The following is a 19627-nucleotide window of genomic DNA, read 5'->3' as shown; positions in this document are numbered from 1 at the left end:
TATCATATTTGCTGACACAATAGCAAGGGGCCGCATATTAGTTAATGATGGCAAGCCTTTCACACGAAATAGCCCCTGCCTGCCAACGAACAGGAGGGGCTATCTAGTAGTTCCGCTTTATGATAATCCACCCTAGAATGTGCTATTTGGTGTCGTGCTTGCGCACCAGCGGGAGTCTCGCAGAAATTTCAACAAAATATCCTTAGCCTTATCCGTATTCATACTATATAGAGCATCAACAGCTGTCGCACGTACATATCGGTTCTCATCATTCAAAGCATGAGCAATAACCGGTATTGCGTTTTGAGCCTTCGAGCCCATTTTGGTCAGAGCCATCCCCGCCATAAACCGCACTTGGTCGTCCGCATCCTGAATACCAAGCTCAAGTCCCTTAACAGATGGCTCGGATGCACTTCCTATGAGACCAATCGCCTCGACCGCGTTCCTGCGGACAATTTCATTCTGAGCATGCATAAGCTCCACCAGCTTCGGTACCGCTTCAGTCGCTGCCTCCCCCATCTCACCTAGCGCAAACACCGCGCAGCCCACTGCTTGAACATTGTTGCTATCCAAAATATGCATAAGCCCTTTCACAGTCGCCTTACCTGCTGATGACGCTCCATAGGCAGCCGCACGCGATACGTGAACCGAATCATCTAGCAATGCCTTAAGTAATTGATCTATTCCCGCTTCGCCAAGACGAGCCAATCCGTAAGCAGCATTCAATGCCACAGGCTCAAAGGCATCATTCAAAGCTTGAGTCAAGCCGTTAATTACTTCATTCGATCCATTACCTGACAAGCCCAATTGATCAGCCGCTCGCACGCGAATCGCCTTATCTTCACTTTCTAACTCGTTCAACCAGCCTGCAAGCTGCTCCTGTGAAGCATCACTCTGTGTCACATCGTTCTCTTTGCCAAGCAGCCAATTCCACGTATCCCGCCAAATCACTTCATGCTCATATATGGGAGAGGTGTAGGATTCCGGATTTACCCAAGTGTCAGCATCTTCATGATGATCCCAGCTGGCTTTAGTTGGTGCTAGTCTGCGCATGAATTGGAACTTAAGCATGTAACGATCCTTACCGGCGATGTTAGCATTGGCCCGATGCCATATATCATAATGCACCAAAGCAAAAGTTCCCGCGCGGCCAGTCGCTTTCCGCTCTTCTTGTGTTTCATTCTCGGCAAAGGTCCTGGTTTGATAACACTGTGTACCAGGCATAATTCCGGTAGGCCCCATATCCAGCGTCACTTCCTGCGGATAATAGAAGATCATCGCCCACCAGGGATGATGATTGCGCATTTTGTAATGGCCCCAGTAGCTGTCCTTGTGCCAACCACCCGCTTCCGCGTTTCGGTTAAAATGTCCATGACGGTGCGGATGCATCATATAATCTTCACCCAGCACACTGCTAAGCGCACCGGAGATCACCGGATGATCGAATACCTTAGCCAAATCCGGAATACGCGGCAAAATATTGTTACCCGGATTGCCTTCCTCTTTATATACCTGATCCAAGGTTTCACTCAGCTTCACATGGAATTCATCAGCAAAATCCGCTTTCAAAAATACATAACCCTCCGTAACAAACTGGCGCATCTGCGCATCCGTTAACAATTGTAAATCCCCCATCGTTCAGCCTCCTATACATGATTAAGTCCACAATAAATGAATGAATTCACCATCTGCAACTTATTATAGAACTGCGTCAGCCATAGATAAATTCACAATCATCACCTAAATTTGCACAATACTAAGCTTGTTTTAACAAAAAAATCCCACAGGCATAAGCCCATGGGATCATCTTTATATCAATATCATTAATGAATATCTTTCTTATTGAATCTGCCGCCCTTAACGTCATGAATATTACCAATCGCCAGAAACGCTTGCGGATCAACTTCCTCAACAATCGATTTTAGCTTGGCTTCCTCCAAACGGTTGATTACACAAAAGATAATTCTTTTGGAATCACCAGTAAACCCGCCTTCACCATTCAAAAATGTGACACCACGCCCAAGCCGCGCTGTAATGATATCACCGATGGCTTGATAACTTTCACTTATGATCCACACCGATTTGGACTCGTCAAAGCCCTCGATAATGATGTCCATCATTTTAAAAGCGATAAAGTACGCCATCAAGGAATACATCGCATGATCCCATCCGAATACAAAGCCCGCACTTGCCAGTATAAATAAGTTAAAGAACATGACAATTTCGCCAACTGAGAACGGGCTTTTTTTACTTACTAGAATCGCAACGATCTCCGTTCCATCCAGGGATCCCCCTGAACGAATAACCAATCCTACCCCTACCCCAATGATAATCCCGCCAAATACCGACGCGAGCAGCGGGTCAATCGTTAGTGGTGCCACCGGGTGAAGCAGCGATGTACCGATCGACATGATAATTACAGAAAATAGAGTCGAAAATGCAAACGTCTTACCTATTTGCTTATAGCCTAGATACAGAAACGGTAAATTGAAAAGAACCAGATAAACACCGAGCGGCAAGCTGGATAAGGCCGAGGCAATAATCGAGACACCGACAATACCACCATCAATAATTTTGTTCGGAACCAGAAAAATTTCCAGTCCCACAGCGACCAAAGAAGCACCAAGCGTCATAAAAAGTATTTTCATGAGCAGCTTTGTTTTGGATAATTGGGTGTGCTGTTGGACCCCTTGCTGAGAAGAATGATCAATCATACATTGGTTTCCTCCTGTCGTGTTTGCTAAATGAATTGTGATCAGGCCCCCACTCAACCTTCAAACGAAAACATAACTCAATTCATATATAAGCTATTCTTATATTGTAAGTTAATGTATGCATTTTTGCAAATGAACTTGCCCACTTTTTTTCACAGAACCTTGGTGAGCGGCCATATAAGCACGTCCAATTTATTGGCATAATGAAGCAGCGGTTTCCTTGCAGCACATTGAATGCCTTGACCGCTAGCCATTATATTGGTCCTGATCTCCGCTTCTGCAAGCTGCAGCTCCCAAGGCAGATGATGAATATCTCCACGGTAAATATGATGATTCGCATTCATGCTGTACAAACAATATCTCTCTGTCAGCCAATGCTCGAAGGATTGCTTCGTGCTTGCAAAAGGTGCTGATACCGGCATATAGCTGCCTTCAAAAGCAACCTGCGCGCCTCGCTTGTCCTTACGGACACTCTTGTAATAAATTTGCTCTTCGACTTGCTTGGCTTCCATGTCCGCATGGTAATAAGGCAAGTAAAATAACAGTCTCGCCGCTTCGACGGCTATTTTGCTCGCCGCATCCAAACTAAAAAAATACACACCTGGCTTGTCCCCTACCTTAACGTAGGTCCTTACATTCAGCTCGGCGAATTGATTGGTGTATGGAATTTCGGGCATCGCCCTCATTCTGATTCCTTCCATTGAAAATGGAACTACACCTACCCATGCATAACCGTCATAAACTTCCAGCTCAAGCTCCTGGGGGACCATTGGCCGCAGCTGTTCATAAGGAACCGGCCAATGGGCAAACAACAATCCTACCCAGGTTTGCTTCATAACCCAAGGTCCATTCGGCAGCGGCCAAGGACGATGTGATTGTGTGGCCAGCAGCACCTTCATCCGATCACTCCTCTTTTTATGTGACAAACTGACGGAAATGCTTAACTCTGGCTTCATTTTCTATTTGGCAGTTCGACCCAACCTGCAAAATAGAGGAGGTGGAGACCGCCAGTACACGAATACAGTTGACCTGGATGTAATCGCATAGATTTTCCACCTTCATATCCACCTGCTCATACACCTCAGGGATGGGTATAATACGGCTGAATAGCTGATAAGCTTCCAGATTTCCCTCATTCTCCTGAAAAGTCGCTACCTGCCGCTGCACTGCCAATGCTTTAGTTTTTGACTTTATAGACTCATTATCCCCTATTTGTAAAATAGACGCCAACGAAATGTTAGTTATATTCATTTGCCGAACTATAGACCAACGGCTCATTCACTTTTCTCCTCCTCTTCAGGAGGTAGTGGCGTTAACGGACCCGACGAGACGGATTCAGGCGGCGTATCGAATATGGAAGAGCAGACGATGGTCTGGGTATCCCCAATGAGAAATACTGAGGAGGTGGATACCCCGATAATTCGAACATCTCCTACGCACAAAGCATGGTTCGTAACGTGAAAATTCATTTGGCTTCTCCACCTTTAGTCGGCATTTTTTGAAAATATTGCTGAAGTGCTGAGCGGATATCCTGCTGGGTGCGGAATAATACGGAATCCTTGATCGAAGACACCTGATCCACCGTTACACCTTGGCTCATCTGCCGCAAGTAATAGTCCATCCGCCCGTCAAGCTGCTTGCTTAAATCCTGCTGAACCATTTTTCTATGCCATTCGTCCAACTGCTTGCCGCTTTGCTGCTGTAGCAGATCAATCTGCTTGGGCACCTGCTCTTCCATGAAGTGCTGCATCTCCTTGCTAATATCCTCACGAATACCAAGCGGAGGCATAAAGGGCTGATCACCATTTGTCGTTTGGAATCCATTAGCATTCCCTGTATCCGATGTTATGGTGCTTTTATCATCATTGTCTCCATTCACAGCAAGGTTTTCAAGCGCTCCGGGAGACATTCCAATATTCATCGTTCCATCGAGCTTCTCCACTTTGAGCTGATCAAATTTATATTCGATTTTATCGATATGAATACGTTTCTGCTCCTTGCAGGCTTTTAACTCGGTTTGCAAAACATCTACAGCCTTTTCGAGCCGTTCTATTCTACCCATCTGCACCTGCATCTGCGCTTGCAGCTGTTTGGCATATGATACCCACTGCTGGAATTGCTGGAATTGCCATTGCGGACCCACTAACATCCTAAACACCTCCTTACCTATCCTATGCCAAAACCCGCGTCTGGGTGTTAGCCCATTAATCAGCAGCAACCCACGATAGCCGGCACCTATATATATGTGATCATCAGCGGCTTCACCCGCATTCAGGTTGGACTGGGCAACGGCACCAATGATATTTCATTGCCCGCAGTGGCCAATTGCTCTGCTGGCCCCGTAAAGCCGCCTGTATTATATATATTTGATAAGGACTTGATCAACCCGGCACTGCCGATCTGCAGGACAGAAGAATTGGTCACAGCATCTACACGAAGCTGATGTATAACAATATGCTGATTAACAACGAGATTCATATTATACAACCCCCTGATTGCCCGCTTCTGCAGTTGTGGAATCATTCACATCTTGATCGTTCGTATTGGTACTGCTTACCGCATTATGGGTATTGGCAAAATCCCCTGTATTAAAGGACCCCGAGCCCGCAAAGGTTTTGGAGACACTGCTTGGCGCAAGCTGTACGGCATCCCCAATCTGAACGATCGAACTAGGTCCGACGTTAACTACTTTAAAGTTTCCAACAATCGCTGGCATCGGCAAGCTCCTTTACTCATCATGCTTACAGTAGTGTATGCAGGCAGCCGCCCAGATGGCACTTTAGCTTTTCTTATTTGGTTATTGCTGATTTCCTTGTGTCAACTGCCCAGCCTGCTTCATATCCTACTAGCAATCAAGGCAGAAAAGGAGTGTGACGAAATGTCTCATAGTGGCAGTTCCAGTCCACAATCCCGTTGGAAACAAGTAGAAGCCTTGCTCGGAACTAAGCTGCCAGAACTTCCGGAAGTATCTGATACGTCTCCATTGACAGATACCTCATGGGTGGACGAATACGTCCAGCAAATGTTGAAGAAAACCATGCCTGTGAATGGCATGTTGAGCGGGCTTAAAAGTAAAGCCGAAATATTCGAAACGCATCATTATGTCATCGTCAAGTTCAAGCTTCCCCAACCAGCGAATCCCATCGTCAGAGCAAGAGCTGACCGTGTCAGCATCGAGGATAGTCCTCTGGTGAAAAAGCAAAATATTAAACTGCCGTGCCTTGTCGTCCCGCGTTTAAGCAAAGCTTCGTACAAAAACGGAATTTTGCAAATCAAAATGCGTAAACAGAAAATAAATCAAACTGCTTATGACATTTATGTAAGGTATTTATAAGGCAACTATCTATTAGGTAAGGAGTGAACACATATGATTCGAATCATCATCGACTTATCGGATCGGATGCTCTATCTGCTTGATGACAATAAGGTAACACGCGGTTTTCCCATTGGCATTGGTAAAGTATTAACCCAGACACCGGTAGGCGTGTACACGATCATTAACAAGGTACCCAATCCGGGTGGACCCTTCGGGGCTTTTTGGATGGGCCTATCTCGTCCGCATTATGGCATCCACGGTACCGACAACCCCGCCTCGATCGGCCAGTTAGTTTCACATGGATGTGTACGCATGTATAATCAGGATGTACTGACACTCGCCTCTATGGTATCCGTAGGCACAGAGGTTACAATTCGCCAATAAGCCATCCGAGCTTCCATCATTCCTACAACTCATAATCTGCGTAGTATTAGTTAAATTTATATTTTCATACGTGAATAGAAATAACCACCCTGCCAACCGAGGTCAGCAAAGTGGTCTATTTATTTAATCCTATTAATAATTAACATAGTTTATTTCGAACCTGTTTCTACAGCAACCTTGTCAGATACCGTATCACGAATGATAGACATGACAAGCTGCAGCAGGTAGTTAATATCCTCTTGAGATTGACGGAACTCATTCACTATTGGAATCGAATCCAGTTGATCCTGCAGCTCGACGATCTCTTTCTCTATCTTATCCACCATCTTGGCATTATTGAAGGATTCGAAGGCAACGATTTCTTTTTGTTTTTTCTTAATAGCACTGATCAATACTTGAATCGTATCGTTTGAAGAAATTTGCACTTCGGCCTTTTGGAAAAACTGTACTTCATTGGAAGTCGAAATCAGCTCAGCCAATTCTTTGGCCTTGGCCAAAATATCCTCGCGTACGATTAACTCCGTATTTGTATAATGTGCCATTTCATCACAATGAAGATGCTCCTGATCATGGTCGTGATTGTGGTTGTCATGTCCAGACATTGCCGGTCACGCTCCTTACTTTTTTTATGGAAAAGTTGATTGATTATCTATGGATATATTACTGAGCAACAGCAGTAGCTGGAATCCATTCACCCTTCATGTACCATGTTTGCGAGCCTGTAATTTTCACAGGCACAATTTTACCAATTAATTCCTTGGGACCAACCAGATGCACCAGTTTATTTTTACGAGTACGTCCTGCCAATACGTCAGGGTTATTCTTGCTTTCACCCTCAACCAATACATCCAGAACTTCGCCTACCGAGCCTTCGTTGTCCTCTTTACTATATTGAGCCAATTGATCATTCAAACGGTACAAACGGTTTTTCTTGACCTCCATCGGTACATCATCAACCATACTGGCAGCAGGTGTACCCTCACGAGGGGAATATATAAAGGTATAGGCACCGTCAAATTGAACCTCACGCACCAGAGAAAGCGTCTCTTCAAACTGCTCCTCCGTCTCGCCCGGGAATCCCACGATAAAATCAGAAGTAAGTCCTACACCAGGAATAGCCTGTTTGATTTTGGCAACCAGATTCAGATAATGCTCGCGTGTATATTTGCGGCTCATACGTTTCAGGATTTCATTGCTTCCCGACTGCACAGGCAGATGAATTTGCTCTACCAAATTACCCTTTTTCGCAAGCACTTCTATCAAATGATCGTCAAAATCACGCGGATGCGAGGTCGTAAATCGTACACGCGGAATGTCGATCTTGGAAATATCGTCCATCAAATTCGCAAACCGATAATCACTATCCTCAAAGTCCTTGCCGTAGGCGTTCACGTTTTGACCGAGCAGCATAATTTCCTGGAAGCCCTGCCGCGCCAAATCTCTCACCTCTGCAATGACATCCTGGGGAAGGCGACTGCGCTCCTTACCGCGTGTGTAAGGGACGATACAGTACGTACAGAACTTGTCACAGCCATACATGATGTTAACGGAAGCCTTGATCCCTTCACGCTTCTTGGGAAGGTTCTCAACAATGTCCCCTTCCTTCGACCATACCTCGATGACCATCTCTTTGCTGAAAAATGCCTCCTTCAGCAGAACCGGCAGCCGGTGAATATTGTGCGTTCCAAAAATTAAATCAACAAAAGGATGCTTCTGTAAAATTCGGTTGACAACCGCTTCCTCTTGTGACATACAGCCAGATACACCCAGTACAAGTGACGGCTTCTCAGCCTTCAAATGCTTCAGATGCCCCAGCTCGCCAAATACCTTATCTTCGGCATTCTCGCGAACTGCGCATGTATTCAGCAGAATGACATCAGCCTGACGGCGATCTTCTGTAGCTGTATAGCCCATTTGCTCCAGCAACCCCATGATCGTTTCCGTATCATGCTCATTCATTTGACAGCCGTAGGTTTGAATTAAATAATACTTGTCCTTCCCGAACTGCTGCATTTCATCGGGAATAACAAAGTCATAATGAACCTTGATATCTTCCTTGCCCCGTTTCTTCGCGTCCGTAAGGGAGGGCGGCTGAAAAAACTTTTCATAGTATTTCGTATCTTTAGGCAATGGAGCACCTTCCTTCTATCCTGACAATAAAGAGATTTTGAACCCTTGACAACATATTATATCATGAGTGTTAACCCAAACTCAATTTATTTTCATGATAAGATCCAGGCCATATCCCCATTCTTGGCTCCTGCAGCATTCGCCTCATCCGTATCAATATGCATATCCAATGCGTATTGGTCAGATACACGGGCTATCACGCCTTCCAGAATGAGTGCGCGCTCGCCATCGATCTTGACGCTCAGCAGTTGTTTGTCCACAATTCCCCATTTGGCTGCATCATCGGTATGAAAATGGATATGCCTGGCTGCCACAATAACTCCCTCAGCAATCGTTACTTCACCAGCAGGACCTATCAATGTGATTCCTGGTGTTCCATTAATGTGACCCGATTCTCGAACCGGTGGGTTTAAACCTACGCTAAAGGCATCGGTGCGCGATATTTCCAGCTGGGTTTGGCTGCGAGCAGGTCCCAGTATTCTTACTTTGTCAAAACGTCCCTTAGGTCCTACGACAGCAACCGTCTCCGCAGCTGCGAACTGCCCCGGCTGTGACAAGTCTTTTAATACCTGTAATTGATATCCTTCACCGAACAATTGTTCGATGTGTTGTTCAGATAAATGAATATGTCTGGCTGATACGCCAATGGGTACTTGATTCATGTGAAAGCCACCTCAATTCATAGTATTAACAAAAAAAGCATACGGCATCGCCATATGCTTGTAAAGTCTTTATCGAATTATTTGAATTCTGCCACCAATTTATTAAACTCGTCTTCAGTAATTTGAATATTTTGATTGGCCAATCCTTGCTCTTTAAAGCCTGGAACATGACTTTCATAGCTGGTTTTGGCTGTGTTTTGATAAATCAAGCCAGTCAGCATGCTGCCAGTCTCCATAATTTTGGTCATCGCCATCACACGATTGGTTGGATCGTAGTCCGGAGTTTCCTCCAGGTTCACGATATTTTCTTTAAACCAGTCATACGTATTCACCTTGTTGAAGGTAACACAGGGACTGAATACGTTGATAAAGGAAAAGCCTTTGTGCTGCATGCCTTGCTCGATCAAAGAAGTCAGCTGCTTCAGGTTGCTTGAGAAGGATTGAGCAATAAAGGTTGCACCTGCAGCTAGTGCCACTTCCAATGGTGAAAGAGCGGATTCAATGGAGCCTGCCGGTGTACTTTTCGTTTTGAAGCCTTCAGCGCTTCGCGGCGAGGTTTGACCTTTGGTCAATCCGTAGATTTGGTTATCCATTACGATATAAGTGATGTCGATGTTACGACGAATTGCATGAACAGTATGTCCCATACCGATTGCAAAGCCGTCACCATCGCCGCCTGCTGCCAATACGGTCAACTCACGGTTAGCCATCTTAACACCTTGTGCGATAGGAAGCGAACGTCCGTGAACACCATGGAAGCCGTATGCATTAATATAACCGGAAATACGCCCAGAGCAGCCGATACCCGAAACGACAGCCAGATCTTCCGGCTCCAACCCTACATTCGCAGCAGCTCTCTGAATTGCAGCTTGAATGGAGAAATCTCCACAGCCTGGACACCAGTTTGGTTTGATATTGTTACGAAAGTCTTTTAACGTTGCCATACTAGGTTCAACTCCTGACAAAATGTTGTGATTTCTGCCGGTAAAAATGGATTACCGTTGTATTTTAGCAAGTTTTTGATTTTATCGGCATAGCCTACGTTTAGCTTGATCAAAGAAGCCAATTGTCCGGTAGCGTTATTTTCAAGAACAACGACGGTTTTGGCCTTTTCCATATAAGGTCTTAGTTCTTCAGCAGGGAACGGGTGCATCAAACGGACCGTTACATGATTTGTAGCGATGCCCTTCTCAGTCAGGCGTCCTCTAGCCTCATCAATGGTACCTCCGGTCGAGCCCATACCGATAATGAGCACATCTGGTTCTTCGTGTGGCGCATCTACAAGGATCGGGTTGGTAACCTTCACATGCTTGAGTTTGTCCATCCGTTTGTCCATCATGCTTTTACGATTCTCAGTGCTCTCGGACGGACGTCCTTCCTGGTCATGCTCTACGCCGGTAACATGGTGAATTCCGTATTTCTGTCCTGGCACAACACGAGGCGAAATACCGTCTTCAGCAAACTCGTAACGTTTGAACAGCTTGTTAACTTCCGTTGGAGACAGCTCACCTGTCATTAATCTTCCGCGTTCAATCTTGACCCGATTGAAATCCAACAGCTCACAGGATTGTTTACCTAACGATAACTGAAGATCCGTCAGCAAAATAACTGGGCATTGGTAAATTTCAGCCAAATTGAACGCTTCAATCGTGTCATAGAAGCACTCTTCTATCGATGACGGCGAAAGCACAATCTTCGGAATTTCACCATGTGTTCCATAAATCATTGCATATAAATCGGATTGCTCCTGCTTGGTAGGGAGACCTGTACTTGGACCGCCGCGTTGTGTATCTACAATAACAACCGGAGTTTCCGTCATACCGGCAAGGCCGATTGCTTCCATCATCAGAGACAAACCAGGACCCGCTGAAGCCGTCATTGTACGTACGCCAGCATAATTGCCGCCGATTGCCATAGTTACAGCTGCGATCTCGTCTTCCGTCTGAATGACGGTACCGCCGAATTTAGGAAGCGTTTTAATTAAGTACTCCATAATTTCCGATGCCGGCGTAATCGGGTAAGCCGGCATGAATCTACAGCCGCCCGTAAGCGCACCCAAACCAATAGCATCATTACCGATCATGAACAGCTTTTGCTTGCCGTCTGCCGGCTCCAATTGGAATTCAAGCATCGGTCCGCCATTTTGTTCCAAAATAAATTCAGCCGCTTTACGAACTGCTTCGATATTTTTCTCTACGACAGCAGCACCTTTACGCCCAAATTCTTCTTCAACCGCTTTATTAAATACTTCCAAAGGCAAACCAAGCAGCGCCCAAGATGCTCCGGAAGCAGCCATGTTTTTGAATAGAGATGTTCCTAAGTCTTCTGCAATAGCTGTAATCGGCACAGGGAACAAACGTGCTTTTACGCCTTCAGGCACAACAGGATTAAATTTTGCATCCGCAACAATAACTCCATTATCACGAAGCTCAAAAGCATTCAGATCGATTGTTTCTTGGTCAAATGCAACAAGGATGTCCAAATCGTCAGATATAGCGCGGATAGGCTTTGTGCTAATTCTGATCTTGTTATTGGTATGCCCCCCCTTGATTCGTGAGGAGAAATGACGGTACCCATACAAATAATATCCAAGACGATTCAATGCCGTCGAGAATATTTTGTCGGTACTTTCCACACCTTCTCCTTGTTGTCCTCCGATTTTCCAAGATAATTGGCTAATCACCGCTGCCCACTCCTTTAAATGTCACTAAACATTGTTCCTAAAAGCTCATTTGCTTAAAACAAAATTCACAAACAGATAAAAAAATTCTTTCAGTCATCACTCAAATTCTATGCTGATAAGAGTTAAAAAGCAAGTATTATAATCAAATATAAAGATAGCTATTTTAGATGAGAATCATACCAAATTGAGATTAATTTACCAACCAACTATATCTAATAAAGATGTAAACGGTTAATAAGTCGGAAGGTTTTGCTGCAGATATCGATGCCAGTTTCCGTGAAGGAAACCTTCAATCGTATCGTCTTTATAGTATTTACTCAAATGCTGCGCCAGTTGATCGAATTGCCCTGCATGCTCAAGTCCAGGTATCCATTGGTCAATGCCATCAAAATCGGAGCCTATAGTAATATGTGCTTCTCCACCCAGCGCACAGATATGCTCAATATGCTTCAGCAGCCCTCCAATAGTGGCATTTTGTTTGTCTCCTACAAACCAGGGAACAAAGGTCATACCAATCCGTCCTGACTGGCCGATTATAGCCAGCAGTTGATCGTCATCCAGATTTCTTGGGTGATCACAGACCGCTTTGGCATTGGAGTGAGAAGCTACGAAAGGTTTAGTCGAAGCTTCGGCCAGATCCCAGAACGAGCGTACCGACAAATGAGATACATCTAATAGGATGCCCAAATTATTGCATTCTTTAATAAATATTTTCCCTTTTTTTGAAAATCCGCCTTTTCTCGGCTCCAAAATTCCATCTGCTGCCCAATTCGCATAGTTCCACGTAATACCGATCATCCGAACTCCGAGATGGTACAAGGTTTGAGTGTATAAAGGGTTATCCTGAATGGCATCCGCGCCCTCCAGGGTCAAAATGGCCCCTCTCTCATCTCCACTCATGACCCGAACCAAATCAGCTTGATTTTTAATAACCGTCAACAAGCCTGGCTTTAACACCTTCTGATAAAAAATATTTATGTATTTGAGATAATGCTCAAAGACGGGCTGCCGGATCGATTCGGCCAAATAAATCGCAAAAAATTGAATTTTGATATTGGATTCCATCATTTTAGCGTAGGTCACATCCAGTTCAGTTGTATCTGAATCATAAAAGTCGATCCGCGGATTATCATACATCTTCCACAGCACATCACAGTGTCCATCTATAATCTTCATTTGCTTTTCCCCCGAATTCATCAATTTTGGGCATAAAAAAACCTGTTTACAGGCGTAAACAGGCGTCTTCCGCGTTTTATCATGAATAAGTTAGCTATCTGGGCTCGACAATCAATTTGATGGCCGTACGGTCCTCTCCATCAATTACAATATCGGTAAAGGCCGGAATGCAAATCAGGTCAACTCCGCTGGGAGCGACGAACCCTCGAGCAATCGCCACGGCCTTGACTGCTTGATTTAAAGCACCGGCACCTATGGCTTGCAGTTCGGCCGCGCCGCGCTCACGCAGCACCCCCGCTAATGCGCCTGCTACGGAATTTGGATTGGATTTTGCTGAAACTTTTAATACATCCATGAAAAGTACCTCCTCGAGAATGATGAATGGCTTCCATTTATCCTATTCGGCCCATTTCACGTTAATTCCATCTTCCCAAAGATGATCTCCTCTTCACGCCATGCAGCGTCCATTTCAAGCATTATCCCATTGATTATTCGAATAGAATTTGATCTTCGTCCTTGCGGATCAGCTGAATTTTCTTGGCCAGCCCCGTCGTTGGATCCAGATCGATACAAACCGCATGAAAATGCCATTTACCTTCATCTACGACAAATCTTACAGGCAGCTGTGTTTTGAACTTTTGCATAACCGCTACCTTTTCCATTCCCAGTATCCCATCACGCGGGCCCGTCATGCCAACATCCGTCACATAGGCTGTTCCCAAAGGCAGCAGTCGCTCGTCATGGGTTTGTACGTGGGTATGTGTCCCTACAACCGCCGAGACCTTACCATCCAAATGCCAGCCCATCGCCAGCTTCTCCGAAGTTGCTTCAGCATGGAAATCGACGAGAATATGTTTATTCCGTTTCTTCACGGCATCTATGATTTCATCTGCTTTTTCAAAAGGACAGTCCAAAGGCGGCAGAAACGTACGGCCCTGCAAATTAACGATGACCAGTTCATGACCTTTCACTTTAATTGTTGTATAACCTCTTCCCGGTGTTCCCTTGGGAAAATTCGCAGGTCGGACCATACGTTCCTCATTATCGATAAAATCAAAAATTTCTTTTTGATCCCAGGTGTGGTTGCCCATCGTAATACCATGGACCCCCATTTCGAATAACTCCTTCGTAATCGGTAAAGTGATGCCTCTGCCTGCAGCAGCATTTTCACCATTGGCAATAATAAAGGTTGGATTCAGCTTCGTTTTGAGTCCTGGCAAGCAAGCCTTTAAAGCCTTACGCCCAACAGATCCAACAATATCCCCGATAAATAATATTCTCATGTGATACAAGCTCCTCTTCTTCGCCAGCACTTGTAAATGCTCTGCAAGTCAAAAGAAAAGTGGCTTATTCAGCCACTTTTCTCTGATCAAGTATGAAATTCTTTATTTAGCATATTCAACGGCACGCGTTTCGCGAATAACTGTAACCTTGATGTGCCCCGGATAATCCAGTTCACTCTCAATTTTCTTCGTAATATCACGAGCCAAACGGAAAGCTTCCGTATCATCCACCTTTTCAGGCTGAACCATGACACGTACCTCACGCCCTGCCTGGATTGCGTACGACTTTTCAACACCTTCGAAGGACTCTGAAATTTCTTCCAGCTTTTCAAGACGTCTAATGTACGTTTCCAATGTTTCACGGCGCGCTCCCGGACGAGCAGCGGATAAAGCGTCTGCTGCACCTACCAGCATCGCTATGACCGAAGTGGCTTCACAGTCACCATGATGGGAAGCAATACTGTTGATTACGACTGGATGCTCTTTATATTTCTTACCGATCTCTACGCCAATTTCAACGTGAGATCCTTCAACTTCATGATCCAAGGCTTTACCGATATCATGCAGGAGACCGGCACGTTTCGCCAATGTCACGTCTACCCCGAGTTCTCCAGCCATCAATCCTGTTAAATAGGCAACTTCCATGGAATGCTTCAATACATTTTGTCCATAGCTGGTTCTAAATCTCAATCTACCCAATATCTTGATCAGGTCTGGATGCAATCCATGAACGCCGGTTTCAAAGGTTGCCTGTTCTCCGTATTCACGAATCCGTTCGTCCACTTCCTTGCGGGACTTCTCAACCATTTCTTCAATACGGGCAGGATGGATACGTCCATCTGCAACCAGTTTTTCAAGAGCAGTGCGGGCAATTTCACGACGAATCGGATCAAAACCGGACAAAATAACAGCTTCAGGGGTATCATCAATAATAAGATCAATCCCTGTGAGTGTTTCAAGCGCGCGGATATTTCTACCCTCACGTCCGATAATTCGTCCTTTCATTTCCTCATTCGGCAATGTTACCACCGATACCGTTGTTTCCGCTACGTGATCAGCAGCACATCTCTGGATGGCTAACGTGATGATTTCACGGGCTTTCTTGTCGCCTTCTTCTTTGGCTTGCTGTTCGATCTCTTTAATCAATTGAGCTGTTTCATGCCGTACTTCCTGTTCCACATTGGTCAAAATAATTTGTTTGGCATCTTCCGTGGTCAATGCGGAAATACGTTCCAACTCGGTAACCTGGTTCTTATAAATCTCGTCAATGTGTGATTGGGTTTCTTCAATCCGCTTCTCTTTGTTGGCGACTTGCTCTTCTTTTTTCTCAAGAGATTCTAATTTTTTATCCAGCGATTCCTCTTTTTGCAACAATCGTCTCTCTTGTCGTTGTGATTCATTTCGACGATCACGAATGTCTTTTTCAGCTTCGGTTCGGAGCTTGTGAATCTCATCCTTGGCCTCCACAACCGCTTCTTTCCTTAGTGCCTCCGCCTCTTTTTTAGCGCCATCCTTGATTAGCTCAGCGGCTTGCTCAGCACTTGAAATTTTCGCTTCTGCAATGGACTTGCGGATAAAATAACCAATCCCTAAGCAAATAGCACCAACAACGAGAATGATTAAGATCCAGATGGCTGGATGTATGTTCATCCAGTTCACCTCCTCGTTGTTTCTCCAAGGGGTAAGCTTGGGGGTCGTATGGTTTTTAATCCGTTTAACAAGCAGTAAGAAAAGTAAAAATTGGCGATTTTACTTTGCCAACCTTCCTGTTTAGGCATAACAGAGAGGTTGATTGTACAAAATTATACATGCTCATTTTATCTTTTGTCGAAGAAGCTTGTCAAGGTGTATGACATGAGAAATGCTTTACTTTGTAGAAATTATTAATTTCCTGCCAAATTTTAAAGCCAATCCGTACTCAAACCAGGTTTCCTGCCTGATTAGTTTACATTATTAACTATTCGTATCACAAATGAATTTCATTCTTCAAATTCAATCTCCCAGTCCTCATTATCTATTCCACGACTGACGACATCTGTTAATTCGCGGACAGCACGAGAGGTCACACTTGAACTGTAGCCTCTCCTTTGCAGCAGAGCATAAGCTTTTCTTTTAATATTTTGCACATCTGAGTCCGGCTTTAAACTGGAACCATATTTTTTATAAATCAGATTATAAGCATTACTATACTCCATTTGTTCATCAATTTGACCAATCGCACTTGTAATATGTTCAGATTTGAGCCCCTTCTGCTGAAGCTCCTGCTTAATCCAATTACGTCCCTTCTTCGCTGAATGAATGCGCTGCTGTGTCAACTGCTCAGCAAACAAGGAATCATCTATATACTGCTCCCGTCTAAGACGGTCCAGCGTGTCTTCAATTGTGGGAAGCTCATAGTTCTTTTGAAGCAAACGTGCCTTTAGTTCATGCTCGGAACGCAGCCTGAACGATAATAAACGAATGGCATCCAAATAAGCCTGCTGTTTGTCTTGAGCATCTACAATCGCTTTCAGCTCTTTTTCATCGATTGCAGTACCCTTGGCCAAACTGTATTTGATCAGCACATCCTCATGTATAGAAAATACATACTGCTCTTCGATATATAAATTGTAACGATCCTTGGCTCTTTTTTGTCGCTCTATTTTGGTTATTACGCCTTCTTTTAAAGGCAGCTCATTCAGTTCATTTACTTCTTCATCCATGATCTATCACTCCGAATGCAACGGAAGGGCACCTGAGTAAGGTGCCCTTCATCTGCTTTATTCAACTTCTTCCAAATCTTCATCATCTTCTTCGTTATTTAGCAAGTCGGCATCGACGGTCGCTGACAAGTTGGCGTTTTCGCGAATTTTATTTTCAAGAATATCAGCAACTTGCGGATTATCCTTTAAGAATTGCTTAGAGTTCTCACGGCCTTGACCCAATCGGTCACCGTTGAAGGAATACCAGGCGCCACTCTTTTGAATAATATCCATTTCAGCACCGATATCGATAATGCTTCCTTCTTTGGAAATACCTTCGCCATACATAATATCAATATCTGCCTGCTTGAACGGAGGCGCTACTTTATTCTTAACTACTTTAATTCTTGTACGGTTACCAACCATATCATTGCCTTGCTTGATGCTCTCTACACGACGTACATCCAAACGTACGGAGGAATAGAACTTCAATGCTCTTCCGCCCGGGGTTGTCTCCGGATTACCGAACATAACACCGATCTTCTCACGAAGCTGATTGATGAAAATTGCAATCGTGTTCGATTTGTTGATAGCACCGGATAACTTACGCAATGCCTGTGACATCAAACGTGCTTGCAGACCCACGTGGGAATCTCCCATGTCTCCTTCAATTTCCGCTTTAGGAACCAGTGCCGCAACCGAGTCAATAACGATAATATCTACAGCTCCACTGCGTACCAATGCTTCGGCAATTTCCAACGCCTGCTCACCCGTGTCCGGTTGGGAGAGCAGCAGCTCGTCTATATTAATTCCAAGCTTACTTGCATAGGAAGGATCTAGTGCATGCTCAGCATCGATAAAAGCCGCTGTTCCGCCTACTCGCTGTACCTCAGCAATAGCATGAAGCGCAACTGTTGTTTTACCCGATGATTCAGGGCCAAAAACCTCTATAATTCTACCACGTGGGAATCCTCCTATGCCGAGGGCAATATCGAGGGCCAAAGATCCGCTGGGAATAACATCAATCTTCATATGGGCGGATTCACCCAGTTTCATAACCGATCCTTTACCAAATTGCTTTTCAATTTGACGAAGGGCATTGTCTAGTGCTGCGCGCCGATCTGACAAAACACTCACTTCCTTTTCCGTATTGGATAAGTATAATAATAACCTATTTTGTTGGTGTTGCCAAGCATTTTTACGAACATACATTCTGTTTATGGTCCAAAGAAAAACCGTAACAAAATGTGATCCATTGTTACGGTTCTTCCGCTTCCTCTATTATATTACATTGGCTGAGCGCTTTCAAGTTCTAATTATATCAATCCCAGCTCTATCAAACCACCAAACGCTTCCACAATTGGTATAATGCCGCCTTTGCAGCACGAAGCTTGATATTGTCCCGATTACCGGACAACTGCAGCCGCTCCACAACCGGCAGCCCTTCTTTGCAGGCAATAGCCAGATACACAAGACCTACCGGCTTTCCTTCGGATTCATCCGGTCCGGCCACCCCAGTGATAGCAACTGCATAATCGGTATCTGCCTTAAGTCGCATCTGTTCTGCCAGAATACCGGCTGTTTCCGCGCTGACTGCACCTGGAGCTCCTGCTCCTTCCAGAATGCTCATCGGCACATCCAGCAGCTTATTCTTCAACATATTTGAATAACAAACGATACCTCCACGGAATACGGCAGAACTTCCGGGAACTGCGGTCAGCATATGGCCGAGGAGCCCTCCTGTACAGCTCTCAGCAGCTGCCAGGAGCAATTTGCGCTCCTTCATGATACGTATGACCTCTTGCTCAATAGGAACGTCTACAGAGGCGTATATGTAGTCTCCAAGCCTGCTTCTGATTTCCTGCTCCAGCGGCTCCAGCTTTACATCCGCTTCCGCTTGTGAAGAGGCGCGAGTGGTAATGCGTATCGTAACCTCAGACTCCTTGGCATAAGGAGCTATGGTCGGGTCTGTTTGAGCATGAATAAGGTCTAAAAGTTCATGTTCAAGCGTAGATTCACCAATTCCCGCAAATTTCAACATCCTCGAGAACAAAGGATGAACCCCGCTCATCTTCGACGCAATCCATGGTGCTGCGTAAAGATCGAACATGGGTTTCATTTCTTTAGGGGGACCGGGTAATAGTATGTAATGCGTGCCATCCTGGGTCAAAGCGATACCTACGGCCATTCCTGCATCATTCGTTAAAGGATCACTGTGCTCCAGCATTAGCGCCTGCCTACGATTGCTTTCGACCATATGAATGCCCCTTGATCCAAACACTTGTTCGATATGATCCATTGAGGGCTGATGGGTGACTATCTTTTGTCCCAGAAAAGCGGCAAGCGCATCCTTGGTCAGGTCATCCTGAGTCGGTCCAAGTCCGCCAGTACAAATGATTAAATCGGCACGGCTTTTAGCAATTTGCAGGGCGTCCGCCAAGCGGCTTTCATTATCACCGACAACGGTCTGGTAGTATACACTCACACCCAAATCTGCGCACCCTTGGGCCAAATACTGAGCATTGGTGTTCACAATCTGTCCTAATAAAAGCTCTGTTCCAACAGCTATAATCTCAGCTCTCATCCAAATTACCTCCC

General features: G+C 45.0%; 22 protein-coding genes. 2 read left to right on the top strand and 20 right to left on the bottom strand.

Features of this window, described 5'->3' with window-relative positions; all coding sequences use genetic code 11:
• Positions 1–132 precede the first annotated feature (132 nt).
• The 8 genes from OB236_RS25080 to OB236_RS25045 form a co-directional block, all read right to left on the bottom strand.
• A complete protein-coding gene (locus tag OB236_RS25080; protein ID WP_262686368.1) occupies positions 133–1635 on the bottom strand; it encodes a HEAT repeat domain-containing protein in 1503 nt (500 codons plus the stop codon).
• Positions 1636–1823: 188 nt separating this feature from the next.
• Positions 1824–2714, bottom strand: a complete 891-nt coding sequence (locus OB236_RS25075; RefSeq protein ID WP_262686367.1) for a YitT family protein — start codon at positions 2712–2714, stop codon at positions 1824–1826.
• 152 nt (positions 2715–2866) lie between these two features.
• Positions 2867–3613, bottom strand: a complete 747-nt coding sequence (locus tag OB236_RS25070) for a YqjF family protein (RefSeq protein WP_262686366.1) — start codon at positions 3611–3613, stop codon at positions 2867–2869.
• A 16-nt stretch (positions 3614–3629) separates the two neighbouring features.
• Complete coding sequence (locus OB236_RS25065; protein ID WP_262686365.1) at positions 3630–3992, bottom strand: spore germination protein GerPE; 363 nt, start codon at positions 3990–3992, stop codon at positions 3630–3632.
• Positions 3989–4183: a spore gernimation protein GerPD gene (locus tag OB236_RS25060; RefSeq protein WP_262686364.1), complete on the bottom strand. Its 195-nt coding sequence runs from the start codon at positions 4181–4183 to the stop codon at positions 3989–3991. The genes OB236_RS25065 and OB236_RS25060 overlap by 4 nt, the downstream gene beginning before the upstream one ends.
• Positions 4180–4863, bottom strand: a complete 684-nt coding sequence (gerPC, locus tag OB236_RS25055; protein WP_262686363.1) for a spore germination protein GerPC — start codon at positions 4861–4863, stop codon at positions 4180–4182. Before gerPC ends, OB236_RS25060 begins: the two co-directional genes overlap by 4 nt.
• Before the next feature lie 122 nt (positions 4864–4985).
• Complete coding sequence (locus OB236_RS25050) at positions 4986–5192, bottom strand: spore germination protein GerPB (RefSeq protein WP_076232952.1); 207 nt, start codon at positions 5190–5192, stop codon at positions 4986–4988.
• Position 5193: 1 nt separating this feature from the next.
• Positions 5194–5430 (bottom strand): spore germination protein, encoded by a 237-nt coding sequence (locus OB236_RS25045; protein WP_076232949.1) that lies wholly within the window; start codon positions 5428–5430, stop codon positions 5194–5196.
• A gap of 162 nt (positions 5431–5592) precedes the next feature.
• Here OB236_RS25045 and OB236_RS25040 point away from each other — a divergent pair, with 162 nt between their 5' ends.
• The gene (locus OB236_RS25040; protein ID WP_262686362.1) at positions 5593–6048 is read left to right on the top strand and encodes an Hsp20/alpha crystallin family protein; all 456 of its coding nucleotides are present in this window, start codon (positions 5593–5595) and stop codon (positions 6046–6048) included.
• Between the two features lie 33 nt (positions 6049–6081).
• The gene (locus tag OB236_RS25035) at positions 6082–6414 is read left to right on the top strand and encodes a L,D-transpeptidase (RefSeq protein WP_076232944.1); all 333 of its coding nucleotides are present in this window, start codon (positions 6082–6084) and stop codon (positions 6412–6414) included.
• Between the two features lie 149 nt (positions 6415–6563).
• On the opposite strand, the gene OB236_RS25030 is transcribed toward OB236_RS25035, so the two are convergent.
• The 12 genes from OB236_RS25030 to OB236_RS24975 all read right to left on the bottom strand — a co-directional run bounded on the left by OB236_RS25030 (position 6564) and on the right by OB236_RS24975 (position 19613).
• A complete protein-coding gene (locus OB236_RS25030; protein ID WP_262686616.1) occupies positions 6564–6956 on the bottom strand; it encodes a RicAFT regulatory complex protein RicA family protein in 393 nt (130 codons plus the stop codon).
• A 118-nt stretch (positions 6957–7074) separates the two neighbouring features.
• Entirely contained in the window at positions 7075–8544 is a 1470-nt protein-coding gene (miaB, locus tag OB236_RS25025) for a tRNA (N6-isopentenyl adenosine(37)-C2)-methylthiotransferase MiaB (RefSeq protein ID WP_262686361.1), read from the bottom strand.
• 92 nt (positions 8545–8636) lie between these two features.
• Positions 8637–9206, bottom strand: a complete 570-nt coding sequence (gene pduL, locus OB236_RS25020; protein WP_262686360.1) for a phosphate propanoyltransferase — start codon at positions 9204–9206, stop codon at positions 8637–8639.
• Between the two features lie 77 nt (positions 9207–9283).
• Complete coding sequence (locus tag OB236_RS25015) at positions 9284–10150, bottom strand: 2-oxoacid:ferredoxin oxidoreductase subunit beta (RefSeq protein WP_076232937.1); 867 nt, start codon at positions 10148–10150, stop codon at positions 9284–9286.
• Complete coding sequence (locus OB236_RS25010; RefSeq protein ID WP_262686359.1) at positions 10138–11889, bottom strand: 2-oxoacid:acceptor oxidoreductase subunit alpha; 1752 nt, start codon at positions 11887–11889, stop codon at positions 10138–10140. The genes OB236_RS25015 and OB236_RS25010 overlap by 13 nt, the downstream gene beginning before the upstream one ends.
• Positions 11890–12120: 231 nt before the next feature.
• The gene (locus tag OB236_RS25005) at positions 12121–13065 is read right to left on the bottom strand and encodes a dipeptidase (RefSeq protein WP_262686358.1); all 945 of its coding nucleotides are present in this window, start codon (positions 13063–13065) and stop codon (positions 12121–12123) included.
• A gap of 94 nt (positions 13066–13159) precedes the next feature.
• The gene (locus OB236_RS25000; RefSeq protein ID WP_028597363.1) at positions 13160–13420 is read right to left on the bottom strand and encodes a stage V sporulation protein S; all 261 of its coding nucleotides are present in this window, start codon (positions 13418–13420) and stop codon (positions 13160–13162) included.
• Positions 13421–13553: 133 nt separating this feature from the next.
• A complete protein-coding gene (locus OB236_RS24995) occupies positions 13554–14348 on the bottom strand; it encodes a TIGR00282 family metallophosphoesterase (RefSeq protein WP_076232930.1) in 795 nt (264 codons plus the stop codon).
• Between the two features lie 102 nt (positions 14349–14450).
• Positions 14451–15998: a ribonuclease Y gene (gene rny, locus OB236_RS24990; RefSeq protein ID WP_275900822.1), complete on the bottom strand. Its 1548-nt coding sequence runs from the start codon at positions 15996–15998 to the stop codon at positions 14451–14453.
• Between the two features lie 329 nt (positions 15999–16327).
• The gene (locus OB236_RS24985) at positions 16328–17050 is read right to left on the bottom strand and encodes a RecX family transcriptional regulator (RefSeq protein WP_262686357.1); all 723 of its coding nucleotides are present in this window, start codon (positions 17048–17050) and stop codon (positions 16328–16330) included.
• 57 nt (positions 17051–17107) lie between these two features.
• Positions 17108–18157 (bottom strand): recombinase RecA, encoded by a 1050-nt coding sequence (recA, locus tag OB236_RS24980; protein ID WP_076232926.1) that lies wholly within the window; start codon positions 18155–18157, stop codon positions 17108–17110.
• A gap of 208 nt (positions 18158–18365) precedes the next feature.
• Positions 18366–19613 (bottom strand): competence/damage-inducible protein A, encoded by a 1248-nt coding sequence (locus OB236_RS24975; RefSeq protein WP_262686356.1) that lies wholly within the window; start codon positions 19611–19613, stop codon positions 18366–18368.
• Positions 19614–19627: the final 14 nt, after the last annotated feature.

Source organism: Paenibacillus baimaensis (assembly GCF_025567575.1).
Note: the sequence above shows the minus strand (reverse complement) of the source record. Positions and strands in the feature narration are given on the sequence as shown.

Coding starts and splice junctions, on each gene's coding strand:
- OB236_RS25080 (WP_262686368.1), bottom strand. CDS start 1,635: ATGGGGGATTTACAATTGTTAACGGATGCGCAGATGCGCCAGTTTGTT.
- OB236_RS25075 (WP_262686367.1), bottom strand. CDS start 2,714: ATGATTGATCATTCTTCTCAGCAAGGGGTCCAACAGCACACCCAATTA.
- OB236_RS25070 (WP_262686366.1), bottom strand. CDS start 3,613: ATGAAGGTGCTGCTGGCCACACAATCACATCGTCCTTGGCCGCTGCCG.
- OB236_RS25065 (WP_262686365.1), bottom strand. CDS start 3,992: ATGAGCCGTTGGTCTATAGTTCGGCAAATGAATATAACTAACATTTCG.
- OB236_RS25060 (WP_262686364.1), bottom strand. CDS start 4,183: ATGAATTTTCACGTTACGAACCATGCTTTGTGCGTAGGAGATGTTCGA.
- gerPC (WP_262686363.1), bottom strand. CDS start 4,863: ATGTTAGTGGGTCCGCAATGGCAATTCCAGCAATTCCAGCAGTGGGTA.
- OB236_RS25050 (WP_076232952.1), bottom strand. CDS start 5,192: ATGAATCTCGTTGTTAATCAGCATATTGTTATACATCAGCTTCGTGTA.
- OB236_RS25045 (WP_076232949.1), bottom strand. CDS start 5,430: ATGCCAGCGATTGTTGGAAACTTTAAAGTAGTTAACGTCGGACCTAGT.
- OB236_RS25040 (WP_262686362.1), top strand. CDS start 5,593: ATGTCTCATAGTGGCAGTTCCAGTCCACAATCCCGTTGGAAACAAGTA.
- OB236_RS25035 (WP_076232944.1), top strand. CDS start 6,082: ATGATTCGAATCATCATCGACTTATCGGATCGGATGCTCTATCTGCTT.
- OB236_RS25030 (WP_262686616.1), bottom strand. CDS start 6,956: ATGGCACATTATACAAATACGGAGTTAATCGTACGCGAGGATATTTTG.
- pduL (WP_262686360.1), bottom strand. CDS start 9,206: ATGAATCAAGTACCCATTGGCGTATCAGCCAGACATATTCATTTATCT.
- OB236_RS25015 (WP_076232937.1), bottom strand. CDS start 10,150: ATGGCAACGTTAAAAGACTTTCGTAACAATATCAAACCAAACTGGTGT.
- OB236_RS25005 (WP_262686358.1), bottom strand. CDS start 13,065: ATGAAGATTATAGATGGACACTGTGATGTGCTGTGGAAGATGTATGAT.
- OB236_RS25000 (WP_028597363.1), bottom strand. CDS start 13,420: ATGGATGTATTAAAAGTTTCAGCAAAATCCAATCCAAATTCCGTAGCA.
- OB236_RS24995 (WP_076232930.1), bottom strand. CDS start 14,348: ATGAGAATATTATTTATCGGGGATATTGTTGGATCTGTTGGGCGTAAG.
- rny (WP_275900822.1), bottom strand. CDS start 15,998: ATGAACATACATCCAGCCATCTGGATCTTAATCATTCTCGTTGTTGGT.
- OB236_RS24985 (WP_262686357.1), bottom strand. CDS start 17,050: ATGGATGAAGAAGTAAATGAACTGAATGAGCTGCCTTTAAAAGAAGGC.
- OB236_RS24975 (WP_262686356.1), bottom strand. CDS start 19,613: ATGAGAGCTGAGATTATAGCTGTTGGAACAGAGCTTTTATTAGGACAG.